The sequence below is a fragment of the Myxococcus sp. NMCA1 genome, from assembly GCF_026810205.1.
GTDB lineage: Bacteria > Myxococcota > Myxococcia > Myxococcales > Myxococcaceae > Myxococcus > Myxococcus xanthus_A.
In genome coordinates this window covers 8,635,020-8,651,871 of sequence record NZ_CP113950.1, presented here as the reverse complement: position 1 = coordinate 8,651,871, position 16,852 = coordinate 8,635,020, and the positions used below count along the sequence as shown (strand labels likewise).

The following is a 16,852-nucleotide window of genomic DNA, read 5'->3' as shown; positions in this document are numbered from 1 at the left end:
TGGCACGGAAGGTGTGGGCCGGGTCGGGCGCGGCGATCAGCGGAGCGCCGCGGCCCGGAGCGCGTCCATGAGGGCGTCCAGGTCCGCATCGGTGGTGAGCGGGTTGATGAGGGTGACGCGGAGATGGACACCCTGGGGCAGCTTCGTCTGCACCAGGTAGAAATCCCCGCGAGTCACCAGTCGCTCGCGCAGCTTCGTCTGGAGGGTGTCCCACTGCTCGGCGGGGACGTGCGCGGGGGTGTGGCGGAAGCAGAGGATGTTGCACTCGGGCGGCACGGCGACCTCGAAGTCGCTGGCGGCGGAGAGGCGCTGGGCGAAGCGGCGGGCCTGCTCGTAGGACTCCGTCACCGCGTCGGAGAAGAGCCGGGTGCCCAGCACCGCGAGGCAGGCGTACACCTTGAGAGCCATCATCTCCTTGGTGCACTCCAGGGTGCGCAGGGCCACGTCGCTCCAGGGGAGCTCCGCGTCGCCGTGGAAGATGTAGCTGGCCTCCTGGGAGAAGGACTCGAAGGAGCGGGCGCCGTCGCGGAAGAGGACGGCTGTCACCAGCGCGGGCATGAGCAGGCCCTTGTGGGCGTCCCAGATGACGGAGTCCGCGCGGTCAATGCCGCGCACGAGGTGTCGGTGGGCGGGGCTGAGCACGGCGGAGGCGCCATGTGCGCCGTCGACGTGGAACCACAGGCCGTGGCGCTCGCAGAAGTCGGCCACGGGCTCCAGCGGGTCGAAGGCGCCGGTGGCGGTGGAGCCCGCGCTGGCCACCACGGCGATGGGCTTGCGTCCAGCGCGCGTGGCGGACTCGAGCGCGGCGTCGAGTGCCTCGGGGCGCAGGCGGAAGTGTTCGTCCACGGGGACGGGCGTCACGCCGCCTTCGCCAAAGCCCATGATGCGGGTGGCGCGGGCGAGGCTGTAGTGCGTCGTCTGGGCGGCCAGCACGGTGAGGGGTGGGCCGGCGTGGGCGCCGCCGTTCCACGCGTCGTAGCCGGCCTTGGCTTGCCGGGCGGCGAGCAGCGCGGTGAGGTTGCCCAGGGAACCGCCGGAGGTGAGCACGCCGTCCGTTGTCTCCGGCAGGCCGAGCCGCGCGGCCATCCAGCGCAGGACGTTGCGCTCCATGGCGGTGGAGACGGGGCCCATCTCGTACACGGCCATGCCGTTGTTGAGCAGGGAGGACACCGCGTCGCACAGGGCGGCCAGTGGCACGGGGGCCGTGACCTGGTGGCCCACGTAGCGCGGGTGGTGCAGGTGGTTGGAGCCGGAGAGCACGCGGGTGATGAGGTCGGCGAAGTCGCCCGTGGGGGCCTCGGGGAAGGCCGCGGCGAAGCGGTCCACGTTCACCGCGGGGGCGGCCCAGGGGAGCACGGGCCCTTCGGCGCGGGTGGTGCGCGCGAGGTAGTCGGAGAGCGTGTCCATCAACCGGTGGGATTCCCGGCGGAATGCGTCAGCGTCGTAGGCGGCGGCGATTCGCGCTCGAAAGTCCGTCATGGCGCGGCGACCCTAGCCGTGCAGGTGCGAGGGCGGAATGGTCCCTTCGTCCGTTACCGGGTGTGCGGAGAACCCTTGGTAAGAGGGGCCAAGTGAGCAGGCAGGGTGACGTGTGGTGGCGGCGCGCACTAAGTCTGGCTCATGGGGCGCGCATCCCGTGTGCCCCGCTCATGTGAGGAGGATGGCCATGGCCGACCCGAAGGTGACGATTACCTACTGTACCGCTTGAGGCTACAGGCCTCGGGCCGCCCGTGCGGCGGTCGCATTGAAGGATGAGTTGGATGTAGAGGCGGAGTTGTTGCCGGGCCCTTCGGGCAGCTACGAGGTCGCCGTGGATGGCAAGGTCGTCATCCGGAAGGCGTCGCTCGCATTCCCCACGGACCACGAGGTGGTGGACGCGGTGGCGAAGGTGCTGGGGCGGTAGCGTGCAGGCTGCCACTGTCGCTTCGTGCGATGCTGGGTGCGAGTGAGGTGCGGGCCGGCCTTACGACGCGCCCACGTCGCGCGGACGAGGTTCGCCATGGTCGAGCAGGGGGCTTCAATGTCTGCACGGCGCTGTGCCACGAGAGTCCTGGGCGTTGCTGCTCTTCTTTGGGTCACGCCGCCTAGCGGCGGATGAGAAGTCTGTCTTTGTGCGACTGCATCCTGCAATGACTCGCGCCGAGGTCGAGAAGCTCGGGAACAAGGTATCCCTGGGGGCTTACCAGGGGCATCTCATGGCGAGCGGGCTGACGCAGAAGGAGTTCTCCCAGCAGGTTGCTGAAAATCCAAGAAACCTAGGAAAATTCGAGTGCTCCGCGCGGCAGGCGGCCGGGCAGCCGGGCGGGAATCAGACCCCGGTGGACCGCTCCCGGACATGGCGTGGGGCACCCAGCTTTGGGGCACAGGAGGTGACACCCATGGCGTGGCCGATAGTCGCGTCGCCCTACGAGCGGCGCTCCCTCACCAGTGGACTGCGGGTTCGGGACGAAAGCGGGGCGATGCTGGGCTACGTGGCCCTCATCGGCCGGGAACACCTCTATGCGCGGCGCTGGCCCTTCAGCCGACGGTGGACGGAGTTCTCGCTGGCCCGCGTGAGGCATGTCTCCCGGGACTCGGTGTTCCTGGAGGGGCAGATGCCGGGCCGGGTGGTGGCGGCCGACAAGGGCGCACACGCGGAGATTCCCACGCAGACCCTGCCGCTGGCGGAACTGGACGAGGCGTCCACTCCCGTCTGAGCCCTTCAACCAGGTGCGGCGCGGCGCGGGGTTTTGTGCTTCAAGGAGGCGCCATGGCCCCCATCGAAGAGCTGTCCCAGAGGGTGTCCGCCGCGTTCGCGGATCGGACGTTGTTGAAGGACGCGGCCCACGTGGCCGCCGTGCGCGAGACGCTGGCGCGGCTGGACTCGGGTGAGCTCCGCGTGGCGGAGAAGGGCGTGGACGGCTGGAAGGTGAACGCCTGGGTGAAGGAGGCCATCCTCCTGTTCTTCGCGGTGTCGGAGATGAAGGTGATGGAGGTGGGCCCCTTCGAGTTCTACGACAAGGTGCCGCTGAAGAAGGGCCTGGAGGCGGCGGGCGTGCGCGTGGTGCCTCCGGGCACGGTGCGCTACGGCGCCTTCGTGGAGAAGGGCGCGGTGGTGATGCCGGGCTATGTGAACATCGGCGCGCGCGTGGGCGCGGGCACCATGGTGGACACGTGGGCCACGGTGGGCAGCTGCGCCCAGGTGGGCAAGCACGTCCACCTGTCCGGCGGCGTGGGGCTGGGCGGGGTGCTGGAGCCGCCTTCCGCGTCGCCGGTCATCATCGAGGACGGTGCCTTCCTGGGCAGCCGCTCCATCGTCGTGGAGGGCGTGGTGGTGGAGGAGGAGGCGGTGCTGGGCGCCAACGTGGTGCTCACCGCGTCCACTCAAATCATCGACGTCACCGGCCCCGAGGAGCGTGTCTTCAAGGGCCGCATCCCCGCGCGCAGCGTGGTGATTCCCGGCATGCGGGAGAAGCAGTTCCCGGCCGGCAAGTACATGGTGCCGTGCGCGCTCATCATCGGTCAGCGGACGAAGTCCACCGACCAGAAGACCAGCCTCAATGCGGCGCTGCGCGACTTCGCGGTGGCGGTGTAATGGCTGAAATCCAGCAGCCCGCGCGCGCCGTAGAAGGCGTGTGACGGCACGGAACGTGACGATGGCGCACCATCTGGACGACATCCTGCCCGAATGGGCACTGGGGATGCTGGAGGCCCCAGCCCGGGCGTCCGTCGAGCAGCACCTCGCGGAGTGCGCGAGGTGCCGCGAGGTGGCGGACCGGCTGGTGTCCACGCACGCGGCGCTGGCGTCGCTGGTGGTGCCGCCGCCCGAGGTGCTGGCGCGGTTGATGGACCAGATGGGGGGTCCGGGGCGGCTTGCCCGCTTCGCGGACCGGGTGGCGGGCTTCTTCGACCTGTCGCGCGAGCGAGCGCTGGCGTTGCTGGACGCCGTGAGCGACCCGGCGGCGTGGATGCCCGGACCGGTGGAGGGCTCGGAGCTGATGCCGGTGGAGACGGGCCCCGCGCGCGAAGGGACGATGGCCGCCATCCTCCGGCTCCACCCGGGGGTGCGCTACCCCCGGCACACACACCACGGCCGCGAGTGGAACCTGGTGCTGGAGGGCGGCTTCCGCGAGGACGAAGGGCACGAGGTCTGGCCCGGCGAGGAGCTGGAGAAGACGGACGGCAGCGCGCATGGCTTCACGGCGCTGACGGAGGGGCCGGCGTGTCTGTGTGCCGCCGTCCTGGAGGGCGTGACGAGCTTCGAGGAAGCGTTCGCGGACGGCTGACGCCCGGCGCTATGGTGGAAGGCGTATGGCTTCCATCGACCTCGCCACGCGGCTGGCTCGTACCACGCTCGAGCTGTGCCGCATCCCCAGTCCCATCACCCAGGAAGGGCCCATCGCCGACCATGTGGAGCGTTGGGCGCTCCGGCACTTCCCTCGGGAGGAGGTGTTCCGGGTCGGCCACACGCTGCTGCTCGGCAAGCTGGAGGATGCGCGCCCCACGGTGGCCCTCATCGGTCACCTGGACACGGTGCCCGCGCACCCCAGCGACGCGGGCCGGGAGGCGCGCATCGAGGGCGAGCGCGTCTTCGGGCTGGGCGCCTCGGACATGAAGGGCGGGCTGGCGGTGATGATGGCGCTCGCGGAGGATTTGCGCCGCGACACGCTGCCCGTGAATCTGGCCTTCCTCTTCTACGAGCGCGAGGAGGGGGCCTACGCCGAAAGCGGCCTCATCCCGCTGTACGAGAAGCGGCCGGACCTGGCGAAGGTGCGGTTCGGCATCGCCATGGAGCCCACCGACAGCGTGGTGCAGGTGGGCTGCGTCGGCTCCATGCAGGTCACCGTGCGCTTCACCGGGCGCAGCGCGCACTCCGCTCGGCCGTGGCAGGGGGAGAACGCCATCCACAAGGCGGGGCCGTTCCTCGCGGAGTTGCTCGGGCGTCAGCGCGTGGAGGTCAACGTCGCCGGCTTCCCGTTCTACGAGGTCATCAACGCCACGCTCGCCAAGGGCGGCCGCGCGCGCAACGTCATCCCTGAAGCCTTCGAGCTGAACCTCAACTACCGCTTCGCGCCGGGCAAGAGCATCGAACAGGCGAAGGCGGACGTGCACGCGCTCGTCGCCGGGCGGGCCGAGGTGGAGTTCACCGATGCGTCGCCCAGCGGCCCGGTGGTGGCGGGCAACCCGCTGTTCCAGAAGTTGATGGCCCTCACCGGCCTGCCCGCGGCCTCCAAGCAGGCCTGGACGGACGTGGCGCGCTTTGGCGAGTGGGGCGTGGACGCCATCAACTTCGGGCCCGGTGAGACGGCCCAGGCGCATCAAGCCAACGAGAGCGCGCCCATCCCGCCGCTCGCGGACGCGTACGAGAAGCTCGCGGCCTTCCTCACGGGCGCGAGCTGACGGGGATTCGTCGCGGGACATGCCCTCCAGGGCATGAGGACCCCGCGCGGTGCACGTCATTCGTCCGCTGTCGTTCATCTGCGTGCCTTCACCGCACACGTCCTGGCGTGCATGGGCGTACCCTGTTCATGCATCGCCTGCAGTCTTCCCCAACCGGAGCCGACTGAATGACGAACGAGTCCGTCAATCCGCAACTGACCGACGATGTCTCTCCCTCCCCGGCGGAGGCGGGCCTTTCGCCCACGCCGCGGCGCCGCACCACCACGAAGCGCAAGAGCGCTTCACGTACGGGCAGCACGCGGAAGTCCGCGCGCAAGGCCACCACCAAGCGTGCTCCGCGCGCGAAGAAGACGGCGGCACGCGGGAAGACGGCCACCCGCAAGTCCGCCACGCGCAAGTCCGCCACCCGTGCCACCGGCCGCGGCGCGCGCAAGGCCACCACGCGGAAGACGGGGACGGCGGGGCGCACCGCGCGCAAGACGGGAACGCGCGGCACCGCGACGAAGCGGACCACCACGCGCGGTGGCGCCCGGAAGTCGCCGGCCCGGCGCACCACGCGCCGCTGAGGCAATGACGCGGACACGCACTTCAGGGCCATGGGGGCTGGACTCCCATGGCCCTTGGTGTTTTCAGGCGCCGCTCAGCGCTTCAGCCGCAGCAGGAAGACATCGCCGCGCGCGAAGCTCTGGCGTCCGGTGCCGAAGTCAGTCTCGCGGTCCGTGTGGCCGAAGAGGAAGACATCCCCGTCGGGCAGCACGCCCATGGAGGGAATGGCTTCCAGGCCATACAGCTCGCCTCTCGGCTGGGGCGGATCCGACAGGAACATCGTCGTGAGGAGCGACGTGCCCGCCGCGTCGTAGCGCAGGGCCACGGGCTGCGCCGAGCCCATGCCGTCCTTGCCCGCCACGCCGTCCTCGATGCGGTTGAAGGTGAAGCCCGCCACCATCAGTTCTCCGGAGGGCGCCAGCGCGAGCGCGTCCACCTGGAGCCCGTCTCCCAGACCCTTGGCCCATGTCTCCTGTCCGTCCGCCTTGGCGGAGACGACGAAGGAGGTTTCCCGGAACGCATGCCCCGGCACCTGCATGTCGCCCCAGCGCACGGTGCCCAGGAAGGGGCCCGCGGCCACCACGGTGCCCTCGCCGTCCAGCGCCACGTCGCGCATGGTGCCGCTCGCGTGACTCAAGGCCTTGGTCCAGGTCAACCCACCCTGCCGGTAGAACGCGACGAAGGGACTGCCGCCCTCGGCGGCGCTCACCTGCTGGCTGCCGAAGCGCACCGTGCCGTCATATTGGCCGCCCACCGCCATGCGCCCGGCGCCATCCACCGCCAGCGTCGTGAGCGCCACGCGCCCGCCCCCCTGGGGCTGGCCCACGGACAGGGCGGATTCGGCCAGACCTTCGCGCGAGTACGTCACCACCACCGCGCCAGCGCCGGTGACGCCGTTGCCGAAGTCCGAACCGCCCGGCGCGTTGAAGGCCACCAGCGTCCGTCCCTGGGCGTCCACCGCCAGGTCCGCCACCGCGAGCCCGGTACCCGGGGGCGTGTTCGTCCACAGGACGTTGCCGTCCGCGTCCATCCGGACCACGAAGGTGCCGTCCCCCAGTTTGTGGCTGAGGAGGTCCAGGACGCCTTCCGTGGTGCCGGCGATGACGATGCCGCCCGCCGGGTCCGCGGCGATGCGGCCCCGGACGAACGCGCGCACCGCCAGTGGCGCCTCCGGGGCTCTTATGTCGAAGGCCTTCTGCCAGCGCGTCTCGCCCGTGGGCGCGCGCCGCGTCAGCACCAGCTTCGCCCGGTTATCCGTGGGCTGAAGGCTGTCCAGGTCATCGATGTCGTGAAGCGACAGCGTGAGGACGTCGCCGCTGGCGTCCACCGCCGCGCCCAGCGCCAGGTCGTCCTGGGGCGTGCCTTCGCGCTGCAGCCACAGCGTGCTGCCCGGCCCCGCCGGTGGCGGGGGTGGACGAGGTGGTGGCGGTGGCACGCCGGGCGGCCTCTCTTCCGGAGGAATCTCCGGATTAGGGGCCTCCTCGGGAGGCGCGACGCAGTCTCCCACGGGGCCCTCCGTACAGTCCTCCTCGCCGGGAGGCTCGCTCGTGCTTCCACCACAGCCCAACAACATCCCCGCCCCACCCAGAACCGCCGCACTCACGACGGTCCGGACCCATCGCCACCCTGGATGCATGCAGTCCCCCCGCTCCGCCCAGGGGAGGGTCGGCATGCGTGTCTGTGTCAGCAACACCCACTGGGGCGTCTGCCTGCCCGGCCGCCCGGATGCGCGCGGCGGCCTCGCTGACAGTGGGAAATGTCACCCCGAAGGTGGCACCCCTGTTTCCCCATCAGGGGTCTGGGGTGCCACGGCCGTGGCGCCTGGGGTGCCTCAGCGCCAGAAGCCCACGGACAGACCCACGTTGGTGTAGCGGCGCGCCAGGTCGAAGGAGGCCGTCACGGACCAGTCCTCCCAGTAGCGGAAGACGAACACCTCGAAGCCGCCGGTGACGTGGGGGCGCGCGGGCCGCTTGTCGAACGGAGACGGCTCCGCGTACGCGCCGGCCCGCAGCCGAATCATGCCCGGCACCGTGTCATGCTCCACGCCGATGCGCGGCGCGAAGGAGGTGCCCTTGCCCACCGTGGCCTCGTCCGCCGTGGACGCGAAGGTGCGCGCGGGCACCGCGTTGTCCACGCTGGAGATGAGGTCCACCTGGGCGCTGATGAGCCAGCGCCCGGCGGGCGCGTCCAGGGGCTCGGCTTCCGGCACCGGCAACGCGTCTCCCTCCACGAGGAGCTGTCGCCGCGCCGCGGGGGACAGCCGGTTGTAGCGCTCCGCGCCTTCGCCCAGCCGCCAGCTGGCGCCCACCGACAGCACGGCGGGGGACACCACCGCGCCGAAGAGGGTGCGCCCCGCCAACTCCGGGGCCTGGTTCGCCTCGCGCCGCCAGTCTCCCACCACTTCTGGCCGCACCGTCACGCCCATGCGCCAGGAGCGCCCATGCGGCCGGTACAGGATGTCCACCGCCACGCCGGTGTCCCCGTAGCGCAGGTCCGTTCCTCCGGAGTCCAGCCGGAAGGAGGCCTGCGCCGCGTAGATGCCCAGCGCGAGGATGAAGTCGTCCTGGCCAAAGGACATGGCCCCCGCCAGCACCGACTGCGTGAGCGACACGCGGATGCGCTCACCCGGCCCCGCGCATGCGGCCGTGGCGCAGTAGGACACCACGCTGTTGCGCATCGCGAAGCCGATGCCGAAGCGCTTGTACTGGAGCAGCAGGCCGCCCAGCAGCTGCCGGCTGTCGTGGGACTCGTCGGGCTGTCCGTCGTTGTCCACGTCCCGCTTGCGCGAGCCGGTGAAGGGCAAATCCAACCAGGACAGGGTGACGCCCAAATCCCAGTCCTTCTCCAAGGCCGGACCCCGGTGCGCCAGCGAGGCCAGGTTGCTGGGCAGCCCCGCGGCGCCCTCGGCGATGCCCACGTACGCGCCGCCCATCGCCACCATGCGGGCGGAGCCCAGCAGCGCGCCGGGGTTGAGGTACAGCCGCTCCGGGCGAGGCTCCAGCGGCGGGGGCGTCTCCTGCGCCCATGCCGCCGACGTGGCGCCCAGCACCAGCGCGCACCCGAACGCTTTCCACCCCCCGCCACCGCGTCCCGTCGGACGCGCCGCCAACCTGGAAGGACTCACTGCGCGCGCGTGGCCTCCGTGAAGAGACGGTCCGCCTCGGTGGCCAGCGCGGTGTCGCGGGCGGTGAGGCCTCCGGCGTCGTGGGTGACGAGCGCCAGCGTCACCTTGCGCCAGCGGATGTCGATGTCCGGGTGGTGGTCCGCCTTCTCCGCCGCCTGCGCCACCTGCTCCACGAAGGCGATGCCGGCGAGGAAGGTGGGGGCCTCGAAGGTGCGGCGAATCATCCCGCCCTCGTGCTTCCACTCGGTGTGCTGCGAGAGGAAGGACTGGAGCGCCTCGGGAGCGAGCAGCGTGGGTTTGGAAGCCATGGCCGCCTTTCTACCCGCTCCCGGGCTTGAGGGAAGACACCCGCCGTCCATCGTCACGGGGTGGACGGCCGCGCGTACACTTTCACGCCGTACAGAATGTTCCAGTGCTCCAGGTAGAAGTAGCGCCCACTGACGAAGGGAGGCTGGCGCGCGTCAAGGGATGGCAGCAGCTCCAGGACGATGGTGCCCGTCTCCGCGCGCCAACGGGGCACGGCGTAGGAACCCGAGGAGCTCATGGCCGCGGAAATCACGGGGACTCCGAAGCCCGTCGTCCGCAGCCGACTGGCGCCCTGCGCCTGGAAGGATGTGCTCATCTCCAGGACGCCTTCCAGGACCAGGCGGCCGCTCGCCGCCGAGTACCGGAGCAGCGTCAGGTTCTCCGTGCCGGAGGCGGCGCGCGCCCATAGCACGCCCTCCTCGTGGCCCGTGGGCAGTCCCGGGACGCTGTGGCAGGGCTCGTCGGGGACGGCTTCCGGCGCGCCCGCGGCGTCGAGCTGGTAGGGGCAGGCCTCGATGGCCATTCCGGCGGGAGGCGGTGCCTCGGCGATGCGCACCACCAGCAGCCGCTCGCCCGCGCGCATCAGCAGCGAGGGTATCCCATCGCTGAACGTGGCCAGCCGCGACGGGGGAACGGGGGCGGAGCCCATGGCGCGCAGCCCCTCTCCCTCCGAGAAGACGTAGCGGTGCAGATGCGTCTCATCTAGCAGCAGCAATTCGCTTGGGGTGGCGAGCCGCGCATGGGGCGGCGCATCGGCGGGGGCGCCCAGGGCGGGGAAGGGTGCCGTGGCGGAGGCTTCCAGGGGCCCGCTTCCGGTGTCGACATAGCGGCGCACCTGCGCGGCTTCCGTCAGCCACACCACGTCGTCGGCCACGACGGCGGGGGCGAAGTAGTCGCCCAAGGGCTGGGGTTCCTGGTCCGGTGTGCGCAGCGCCCGGCTGCCGCACAGCCACGTTCCCGCCGACGTCCGGTCCACGCCGAGGCACTCCACCACGGTGGAGAAGTCCGCCTGGAGCGCCGCATCGCCGTGGTCCTCCACCACGTAGAGGGAGGACTGACGGACGCTGCCCACCGGAGCGAAGGAGACGACGAGGTGGTGGCGCCCCGTCTGCTCCGGCGTGAACCGCACGAGGGCGGACCCACCCATGGGCCGCAGCTCCGCGGTGGCGGGGACCAGGCGGTTCTGCGGGTCCCTCACCTCCACGGTGACGGACTGGGGCCGCTCGTCTCCCTCGGCGCATCTGTTGATGACGGCGTCGACGACGAGCTCCTGCGGCTGGCCCACGCCGACCATGGCGCCGTCGAAGAGGGGAGATGGCGGGTGCGGCTCACAGGGGCCCATGGGGCACCCCACCCCCGTGCCCAACGCGAGCAGCGCCGTCAGCAACCGAAGGGCGTTGGGTGCCCGCCTCACGCGCGCTCCACGGCCCGCTTCCACTTGGCCAGGTGCCGCTCGCGGGCATCCGCCTTCATCTTCGGCTTGAACGTCTTCTCCGCCTTCCACGCGCGGCGGATGGCCTCTGGGCTGTCCCAGATGCCGGCGCCCAGGCCGCCCAGGAAGGCCGCGCCCAGGCTCGTCGTCTCCAGGTTGCGCGGGCGCACCAGCGGCACGCCCAGCACGTCCGCCTGGAACTGCATGAGGAGGTTGTTGGCCGCCGCGCCGCCGTCCGCCTTGAACACGGGGATGTCGCGCCCGCTGTCGCGGCGCATGGCCTCCGCCAGGTCATGAATCTGCAGCGCGATGCCCTCCAGCACCGCGCGCGCCATGTGGGCCACGGTGGTGGAGCGGTCGATGCCGGCGAAGAGGCCGCGTGCTTCAGGACGCCAGTGCGGCGCGCCGAGGCCCGCCAGCGCCGGGACGAAGACGACGTCTCCGGAGTCCTTCACGCTGGCGGCCAGCGCCTCGATGTCCGGCGCGCGCTTGATGACCTTGAGCCCGTCGCGCATCCACTGCACCGCCGCGCCGGCGATGAAGCTGCTGCCCTCCAGCGCGTACGTGGTGGTGCCCGTTCCGCCCAGCCGCCACGCCACGGTGGTGAGCAGGCCCGCCGACGAGCGCACCGGCTCCGAGCCGGTGTTCATCAGCAGGAAGGCGCCGGTGCCATAGGTGCACTTGGATTCGCCGGGCTCGAAGCACGCTTGGCCGAAGAGCGCGGACTGCTGGTCACCCGCCATGCCCGCCACGGGGATACCGTCCGGCAGGCTGCGCATGCCGCGCGTGGTGCCGTACACCTCCGCGGAGCCGCGAATCTGCGGCAGGCACGCGGCCGGGACGGACAGCATCGCGCGCATCTCGTCGCTCCACTGGAGCGTCGTCAAATCCATCAGTAGCGTGCGGCTGGCGTTGGACACGTCGGTGACGTGCGCCGCGCCGCCGGTGAGCTTGTAGACGAGCCAGGTGTCGATGGTGCCGAAGCACACGTCGCCCTTCTCCGCCTTCGCGCGCGCGCCCTTCAGGTGGTCGAACATCCACGTGAGCTTGGTGCCGGAGAAGTACGGGTCCACCACCAGCCCCGTCACCTCGCGCACGCGCGGCTCCACGCCCTGCTCCTTGAGCCGGCGGCACTGCTCGGCGGTGCGGCGGTCCTGCCAGACAATGGCGTGGGACAGCGGCTGTCCGCTGCCGCGCATCCAAAGGCCCGTCGTCTCGCGCTGGTTGGTGATGCCGATGGCGGCGATGTCCTTGCCGCGAAGGCCCGCGTCCTTCAGCGCCCGGGCGATACACCATTCACTGCTGGCCCAGATTTCGTCCAGGTCGTGCTCCACCCAGGACGGCTTGGGAAAGTGCTGGGTGAACTCCTTGTAGGAGCGGCCGACCACCTGCAGCTTCGTGTCGAGGATGGAGACGTGCGTTCCAGTGGTGCCCTGGTCCAGGGCCAGGACGTACTTCGCCTTCGGCATGGGGTGTGCCCTCCCTATGGTGGATGCCAGCGGGGAGGGACCCTACTCCAGTCGAGGGGCCGGGCAGGCGAGCTTCCTGCCCGGCGGCGCGGCTAGTAGCCGTAGGGGCGCCGGTTTCCGAGCACCTTCCGGAGGCCGAACGCGGCCAGCCCGCCGAGGGCGATGCGGCCCAGTGAGCTTCCGAACGCGCCGCTTGAGGCCGCCCGGCCGCGGCCGTAACCGCCGTAGCCGCGGCGTCCGTACCTGCTCCGGCCACGGTTCCATCCACCGAAGCCCGAGCTGCGACGATTCCCCAAGATGTTGTCCAGTAGCGACATGGTGGCTCCTCTGTCCGTCAATGCGTTGAAAGCCCCCGCCAGGGCGGAGACGCCCCGCGGGCGCGGAGTGCTCTCAAGTTGACGCTTCCCTTCGCCCGGGGCAGCCCTGGCCGAAGGAAGTGCCTCCCGCGCCCCTGGCAGGCACGGGAGGCAGCCAGGCGGTTTGCCTACTTCCCGCTGTAGATGCCAATGGCACCGGGGCGGACGATGGTGCCCGTTGCATCCCGCTGCGCGCTGAAGGCCACCAGCACCTTGCGCGCGTCACCGCTGCCCACCATCTGGATGTCCCAGACGGGCAGGGCGGACAGCCCTCCGAGCGCCGGGTTGTGGCTGACGAACTCCCCCTCGCGGTGCATGCGCCTCAGGCCCTTGCCCCAGCGGTGGCCAATCCAGAGGCTGCCGTCGCGCGGGTCCAGCTCCAGCGAGGAGACGTTGCGGTCGCCGTCGCCCTCCAGCAGATAGCCCGTCACCAGCCCGGCGTCGCTCAGCTTCGCCAGGCCCCACGCGAAGCTGGACACCCAGACGGTGCCGTCCGGCATCAGCGCCAGGTCGCTCACCAGGTCGTCCTTGCGCTGGGCGTGGGTGGGGAACTGGGGCTCGGCCACGGCGTCCGGCCACAGGTCGATGCGGTTGGCGCGGTGCTTCTTCTCCTCGCTCTGCTTGCGCGCCGCCTCGAAGTTCCATGGGGCGCCGGTGCCTTCGTGGCCCACGGCGTTGGTCATGATTTTGAACCGCGTGGTCCGGATGTGCGTGCCCAGCCAGACGTCGCCGTCGGGCCGCACCGCCACGCCCCAGACGTCTCCGGCGAGCCGGCTTTCCTCGCTGGTGCCGTCGCCCATCGCGATGGCGGGATGGACGTGTTCCATGACGCCGAACTTGCAGCGCTGGCGATTCTCGCCCCCCGTGTAGACCCACGCGTTGGCGGCGACGACCTCGGCGTTGGCGCACGCCTCGCCGCCCTGGTAATCGGGCTCGCCCCACGCCAGGCCATGGTTGGACGCGAACCACAGGCTGTTGCGTGCCTTGTCCCAGACGATGCGGTTCACCGAGCAGAGCTTCTCGCGGTGGCCATAGCCGGGCACCGAGTGCGCGGGCGAGTGGAGGTCGTAGTGCACCACGCGGAGCGTTCCGTCCGCCTGGAGCTCCACGCGGTCCGCATCACCGCTCTTGAAGATGGCGGGGTCCTCGAACACGCCGGGTGCCTTGTAGAACTCGCTCTCGCAGTTGGGCCGGCCCTCGTAGCCGACGAAGACAGTGCCCGCGGGGCCACCCGTCACCGAGAGGACCTTGAGGTAGCGCGCTTCGGGCGCCGGGTCCTTGCCCTTCCACGGCGCCCAGGGCTTCAGGCCGTCCGCCAGGGTGTAGCAGCGCAGGGCGGTGGCTCCCGGACGCAGGAGGCACAGGCCGTCCTCGCCGCCCGCGACCCAGATGTTGCCTCCCTCGTCCTGGGTGACGCCCAGCACCTCGCGAGGGCCACCCTCGGCGGTGCTCCAGAAGCGCCAGTTCGCGCTGTCCGGAGGAATGGGTTCGCCGCCGCCCACGGGACCGTTCGTGCCCGCGTCGGGCTCCACCGGTGGTGGGTCCACGGGCGTCCCCGAGTCTGGAACCTCTTCACCCACGGGCGGCGGCTCCTCGCCTTCGCCCGGAGGTGGATCTCCCGGCTGCTCGGGTGGGGGTGTTCCGTTCCCGCCGCCAATCCCATCGTCTGTGGACGGCGGCGACTGGAGCTGTTCGCCGCCATGACAGCTCAGCAGCAACGCCAGCCCGAGCATGCCCGCCCACCAACTGCCCTGTCTAAGTCCGCTCATACCTGGGTCCGCCTCCGGAGTCTGTCTTTGGACGCGTCACTTCGCGTCCTGACTCCAGAGGCAAGCAGGATGCCAGGGGTTGAATGGCGGGCCGTGGGGTGGGGGGAGGGAAAGGCCGAGGAAGCGGTAGGGCTCCGCGCTGTCCTCACGGGGAACCCGGACGCCTCACCCTCGGGGACGTGCCGTGTGTCCGTTGGCCGAGGAGGACAGGGCGCGAGGCCTGCGGATGGGCGGGAGCGCGTCGGGGTCCACGTGGTGTGCCACGCAGCCGGGCCGCAGCCGCTCGAGCTTCCGGGCCTCCTGGAGCCCCAGGCCCGGGTTGCCGTCGAACCAGACCTCCCGCAGGTTCTTGAAGGCGGCCAGGATTTCGACGCCCTCCGCGCCCACGCGGGTCTGCACCAGCCGGAGTCTTGGGACGGCGCCGATGTCCGTCTGTTCCCGCAGCGTGTGCAGCATCGCCGTGTCGACCGCGCCGCCGAGCATCTGGAACTCCTCCGTCGGCGTCAGCGCGCTCAGTATCTCCATGTCCAGGAAGCGCGCGTCCCGCAGCACCAGCTCCCGCAGGTGGCCGTCGTCCCGCGTGTTGAGGCCGTAGACGAGCTCACCCTTCAAGCCCCGGCGCTGGATGCGTCCGTCGGGGAACCAGGACGTGTACTCGCCGCCGTCCACGTGCATCTTGGGTTGTCCCGACACGTACCAGCGCCGCTCGGACACCTCGGTGGCGAAGCCCCCCGCGTATTCCACCTCGGAGGTGCAGTAGCCGTTGCGCGTGAAGGCATAGGCGACGCCCGTGAAGGGCCGGCCCTGGAAGAGGCGAGGGCCGTAGTCCTCGGGCATCTCCAGCAGCGCGCTGTTCACGCGCAGCCCGCCTTCCGGCAACGGGAGCCAGTCGGTGGAAGGGCCGGTGAGGACACCTTCCGAGGCCGTCATCAGCGAATCCAGCGTGCCGTCGTGCCTCAAGGAATACGCCAGGCCCGAGAAGAGCGCCTTGCCGTGTCGCAGCCTGCCGTCCACGCCCCGAATCAGAAAGCTTGCTCGCATCCGTTGCATGGTCCGCTCCCGTTCTCACCGGGCCCGCGCCGGTGAAGGCCCCTGACACCTGCTTCGTGCCACTGGAGCGGACGCCCGGGCAATCCAGGCAGGCGGCAAAGCGTTTGCCCTGGCCGTTCGGCGATTCCGGCTGTCTGGAGTTGGCGAACGGGGTGCCCCCGGGTTGGAGGCGAGGATGGGCTACCGGATGTTCCGCGTGGTTTCCGCATCCGGCGTGCCGCGCGCCTGGGACTCCCTGCGCCGAGGCCCCTGCGTGTCCGCGTAGCCCGTCAGCTCCACATACCCGCGCCCCGTGACGGGCTGGCCCGCGCGCGTCCCCTCCAGGCCCACCGTGCCTTCCCAGTACAGCACGCTGACGGGGAGCTCCTGGTCCGCCAGGCGCGGTGTCACGGTGAGGTCCAGGCCCAGCGAATCCGCCTGCATGCGCCAGCGTGACGGGTACTCGCCGCCACTGCGTGGGCTCTTCCAGGTGTCCAGCACCGTGAGCTTCATGTCGTCGCGGCTGACGCGCACCGCTTCACCCGTGCCTTCGGGGGGCACCCACAGGCCGGAGCTGAACGCGTCCGGCGAGCCGTCCCGGTGACGGAGCTGGTAGTACATCAGCTCGCTGCCGTCGGAGAGCTGGAGCGAGAACCAATCCCAGCCCACCTGGTCCGCGCCGAGCGCGCTGGTGCTCCACTCGCGGTCCAGCCAGCTGTGGCCCTTCACCGCGTACGTGCGCCCGTCCACCCGCACCGTGCCGCGCGAGGGCATGCGCGTCATGGAGTAGTAGTAGGACGCGTTGCCGCGCTCCGCGCTCTTCTGGCTCAGGCCCCGGTCGCCCTGGAGCACCGGTGGTTTGCCCGGCTCCAGGAGCAGCTCCAGCGTCACCGCGTCCGTCTGCGCGCGCAGCCGCATGGGCCAGGTGGACGGGCCCGCGCTGGCCGCCTCCCAGTCCTCCAGCCACACCTTGAAGGGTTGCGAGGTGGCGCCGGACAGTCCCAGCGCCACGCGGCTGAAACGCTCCGCAGCGTGGAAGCCGCCACTGGCCACGTCCGTCACCGTGAAATGCCCCATGTAGACCTGGCTCGCGCCCCAGGCGGAGTCACGCGGCGCGGCCTCGGGAGCCAGCGCGTTGCGGAACAGGGTGAACTGGTAGCCGAAGGCGCGCCCGTCCTCGGTCTCCAGGTTGCCCGTCCAGTACCACCACTCCGTGCGGTACTCCGGATGCGGGCCGTGGTCCTCGGGGAAGTGGAAGTCCCGGGGCTCCACCGCGCGCGCGTAGCCCTCCGTGCTGCCGCTCATGGCGCTGGCCACGGTCAGCGTGCCGCCCTGGCGCAGCGCGGGCAGTGGTTGCTCGCGCGTGATGGCCACCACCGCCGCCGCCAGTCCCACCAGCACCACCGCCGTTCCCACGACGAGTCCCCGGCCGTTGCTCATGT

Annotated in this window: 16 protein-coding genes; 6 read left to right on the top strand and 10 right to left on the bottom strand. The window is 70.9% G+C overall.

Features of this window, described 5'->3' with window-relative positions:
• Nucleotides 1-36: 36 nt before the first annotated feature.
• Nucleotides 37-1,479 (bottom strand): pyridoxal phosphate-dependent decarboxylase family protein, encoded by a 1,443-nt coding sequence (locus OZ403_RS35805; RefSeq protein WP_268782856.1) that lies wholly within the window; start codon nt 1,477-1,479, stop codon nt 37-39.
• Nucleotides 1,480-1,666: 187 nt separating this feature from the next.
• On the opposite strand from OZ403_RS35805, the gene OZ403_RS35800 reads away from it, so the two are divergent.
• The 6 genes from OZ403_RS35800 to OZ403_RS35775 all read left to right on the top strand — a co-directional run bounded on the left by OZ403_RS35800 (nt 1,667) and on the right by OZ403_RS35775 (nt 5,945).
• A complete protein-coding gene (locus OZ403_RS35800) occupies nt 1,667-1,903 on the top strand; it encodes a SelT/SelW/SelH family protein (protein WP_237080013.1) in 237 nt (78 codons plus the stop codon).
• Nucleotides 1,904-2,378: 475 nt separating this feature from the next.
• Nucleotides 2,379-2,696 (top strand): hypothetical protein, encoded by a 318-nt coding sequence (locus OZ403_RS35795; protein ID WP_268782855.1) that lies wholly within the window; start codon nt 2,379-2,381, stop codon nt 2,694-2,696.
• A 53-nt stretch (nt 2,697-2,749) separates the two neighbouring features.
• Entirely contained in the window at nt 2,750-3,574 is an 825-nt protein-coding gene (locus tag OZ403_RS35790; RefSeq protein WP_268782854.1) for a 2,3,4,5-tetrahydropyridine-2,6-dicarboxylate N-succinyltransferase, read from the top strand.
• A gap of 40 nt (nt 3,575-3,614) precedes the next feature.
• Nucleotides 3,615-4,265, top strand: coding sequence for a cupin domain-containing protein (locus OZ403_RS35785; RefSeq protein ID WP_268782853.1), 651 nt, complete (start codon nt 3,615-3,617; stop codon nt 4,263-4,265).
• A gap of 25 nt (nt 4,266-4,290) precedes the next feature.
• The gene (gene dapE, locus OZ403_RS35780; RefSeq protein WP_140795678.1) at nt 4,291-5,379 is read left to right on the top strand and encodes a succinyl-diaminopimelate desuccinylase; all 1,089 of its coding nucleotides are present in this window, start codon (nt 4,291-4,293) and stop codon (nt 5,377-5,379) included.
• Between the two features lie 167 nt (nt 5,380-5,546).
• A complete protein-coding gene (locus OZ403_RS35775; protein ID WP_268782852.1) occupies nt 5,547-5,945 on the top strand; it encodes a cell envelope biogenesis protein TolA in 399 nt (132 codons plus the stop codon).
• 74 nt (nt 5,946-6,019) lie between these two features.
• Here the strand turns inward: OZ403_RS35775 and OZ403_RS35770 are convergent, their stop codons facing one another.
• The 9 genes from OZ403_RS35770 to OZ403_RS35730 all read right to left on the bottom strand — a co-directional run bounded on the left by OZ403_RS35770 (nt 6,020) and on the right by OZ403_RS35730 (nt 16,850).
• The gene (locus tag OZ403_RS35770) at nt 6,020-7,528 is read right to left on the bottom strand and encodes a hypothetical protein (protein ID WP_237077751.1); all 1,509 of its coding nucleotides are present in this window, start codon (nt 7,526-7,528) and stop codon (nt 6,020-6,022) included.
• A gap of 228 nt (nt 7,529-7,756) precedes the next feature.
• Nucleotides 7,757-9,049 carry a hypothetical protein gene (locus OZ403_RS35765; RefSeq protein WP_140795676.1) on the bottom strand — a complete coding sequence of 431 codons (1,293 nt, stop codon included), beginning with the start codon at nt 9,047-9,049 and terminating at the stop codon, nt 7,757-7,759.
• Nucleotides 9,046-9,357, bottom strand: coding sequence for a 4a-hydroxytetrahydrobiopterin dehydratase (locus tag OZ403_RS35760; protein WP_140795675.1), 312 nt, complete (start codon nt 9,355-9,357; stop codon nt 9,046-9,048). Before OZ403_RS35760 ends, OZ403_RS35765 begins: the two co-directional genes overlap by 4 nt.
• 53 nt (nt 9,358-9,410) lie before the next feature.
• Nucleotides 9,411-10,769: a hypothetical protein gene (locus OZ403_RS35755; RefSeq protein WP_268782851.1), complete on the bottom strand. Its 1,359-nt coding sequence runs from the start codon at nt 10,767-10,769 to the stop codon at nt 9,411-9,413.
• Nucleotides 10,766-12,256 carry a glycerol kinase GlpK gene (gene glpK, locus OZ403_RS35750; RefSeq protein WP_140795673.1) on the bottom strand — a complete coding sequence of 497 codons (1,491 nt, stop codon included), beginning with the start codon at nt 12,254-12,256 and terminating at the stop codon, nt 10,766-10,768. Before glpK ends, OZ403_RS35755 begins: the two co-directional genes overlap by 4 nt.
• A 92-nt stretch (nt 12,257-12,348) precedes the next feature.
• Entirely contained in the window at nt 12,349-12,573 is a 225-nt protein-coding gene (locus tag OZ403_RS35745; RefSeq protein ID WP_140795672.1) for a hypothetical protein, read from the bottom strand.
• A 167-nt stretch (nt 12,574-12,740) separates the two neighbouring features.
• Nucleotides 12,741-14,381, bottom strand: a complete 1,641-nt coding sequence (locus OZ403_RS35740) for a hypothetical protein (protein WP_140795671.1) — start codon at nt 14,379-14,381, stop codon at nt 12,741-12,743.
• A 165-nt stretch (nt 14,382-14,546) separates the two neighbouring features.
• Complete coding sequence (locus tag OZ403_RS35735; protein ID WP_237077749.1) at nt 14,547-15,422, bottom strand: hypothetical protein; 876 nt, start codon at nt 15,420-15,422, stop codon at nt 14,547-14,549.
• Nucleotides 15,423-15,611: 189 nt separating this feature from the next.
• Complete coding sequence (locus tag OZ403_RS35730) at nt 15,612-16,850, bottom strand: lipocalin-like domain-containing protein (RefSeq protein WP_268782850.1); 1,239 nt, start codon at nt 16,848-16,850, stop codon at nt 15,612-15,614.
• Between the last annotated feature and the right edge of the window lie 2 nt (nt 16,851-16,852).

Coding starts and splice junctions, on each gene's coding strand:
- OZ403_RS35805 (WP_268782856.1), bottom strand. CDS start 1,479: ATGACGGACTTTCGAGCGCGAATCGCCGCCGCCTACGACGCTGACGCA.
- OZ403_RS35795 (WP_268782855.1), top strand. CDS start 2,379: ATGGCGTGGCCGATAGTCGCGTCGCCCTACGAGCGGCGCTCCCTCACC.
- OZ403_RS35790 (WP_268782854.1), top strand. CDS start 2,750: ATGGCCCCCATCGAAGAGCTGTCCCAGAGGGTGTCCGCCGCGTTCGCG.
- dapE (WP_140795678.1), top strand. CDS start 4,291: ATGGCTTCCATCGACCTCGCCACGCGGCTGGCTCGTACCACGCTCGAG.
- OZ403_RS35775 (WP_268782852.1), top strand. CDS start 5,547: ATGACGAACGAGTCCGTCAATCCGCAACTGACCGACGATGTCTCTCCC.
- OZ403_RS35760 (WP_140795675.1), bottom strand. CDS start 9,357: ATGGCTTCCAAACCCACGCTGCTCGCTCCCGAGGCGCTCCAGTCCTTC.
- glpK (WP_140795673.1), bottom strand. CDS start 12,256: ATGCCGAAGGCGAAGTACGTCCTGGCCCTGGACCAGGGCACCACTGGA.
- OZ403_RS35745 (WP_140795672.1), bottom strand. CDS start 12,573: ATGTCGCTACTGGACAACATCTTGGGGAATCGTCGCAGCTCGGGCTTC.
- OZ403_RS35740 (WP_140795671.1), bottom strand. CDS start 14,381: ATGAGCGGACTTAGACAGGGCAGTTGGTGGGCGGGCATGCTCGGGCTG.
- OZ403_RS35735 (WP_237077749.1), bottom strand. CDS start 15,422: ATGCGAGCAAGCTTTCTGATTCGGGGCGTGGACGGCAGGCTGCGACAC.
- OZ403_RS35730 (WP_268782850.1), bottom strand. CDS start 16,850: ATGAGCAACGGCCGGGGACTCGTCGTGGGAACGGCGGTGGTGCTGGTG.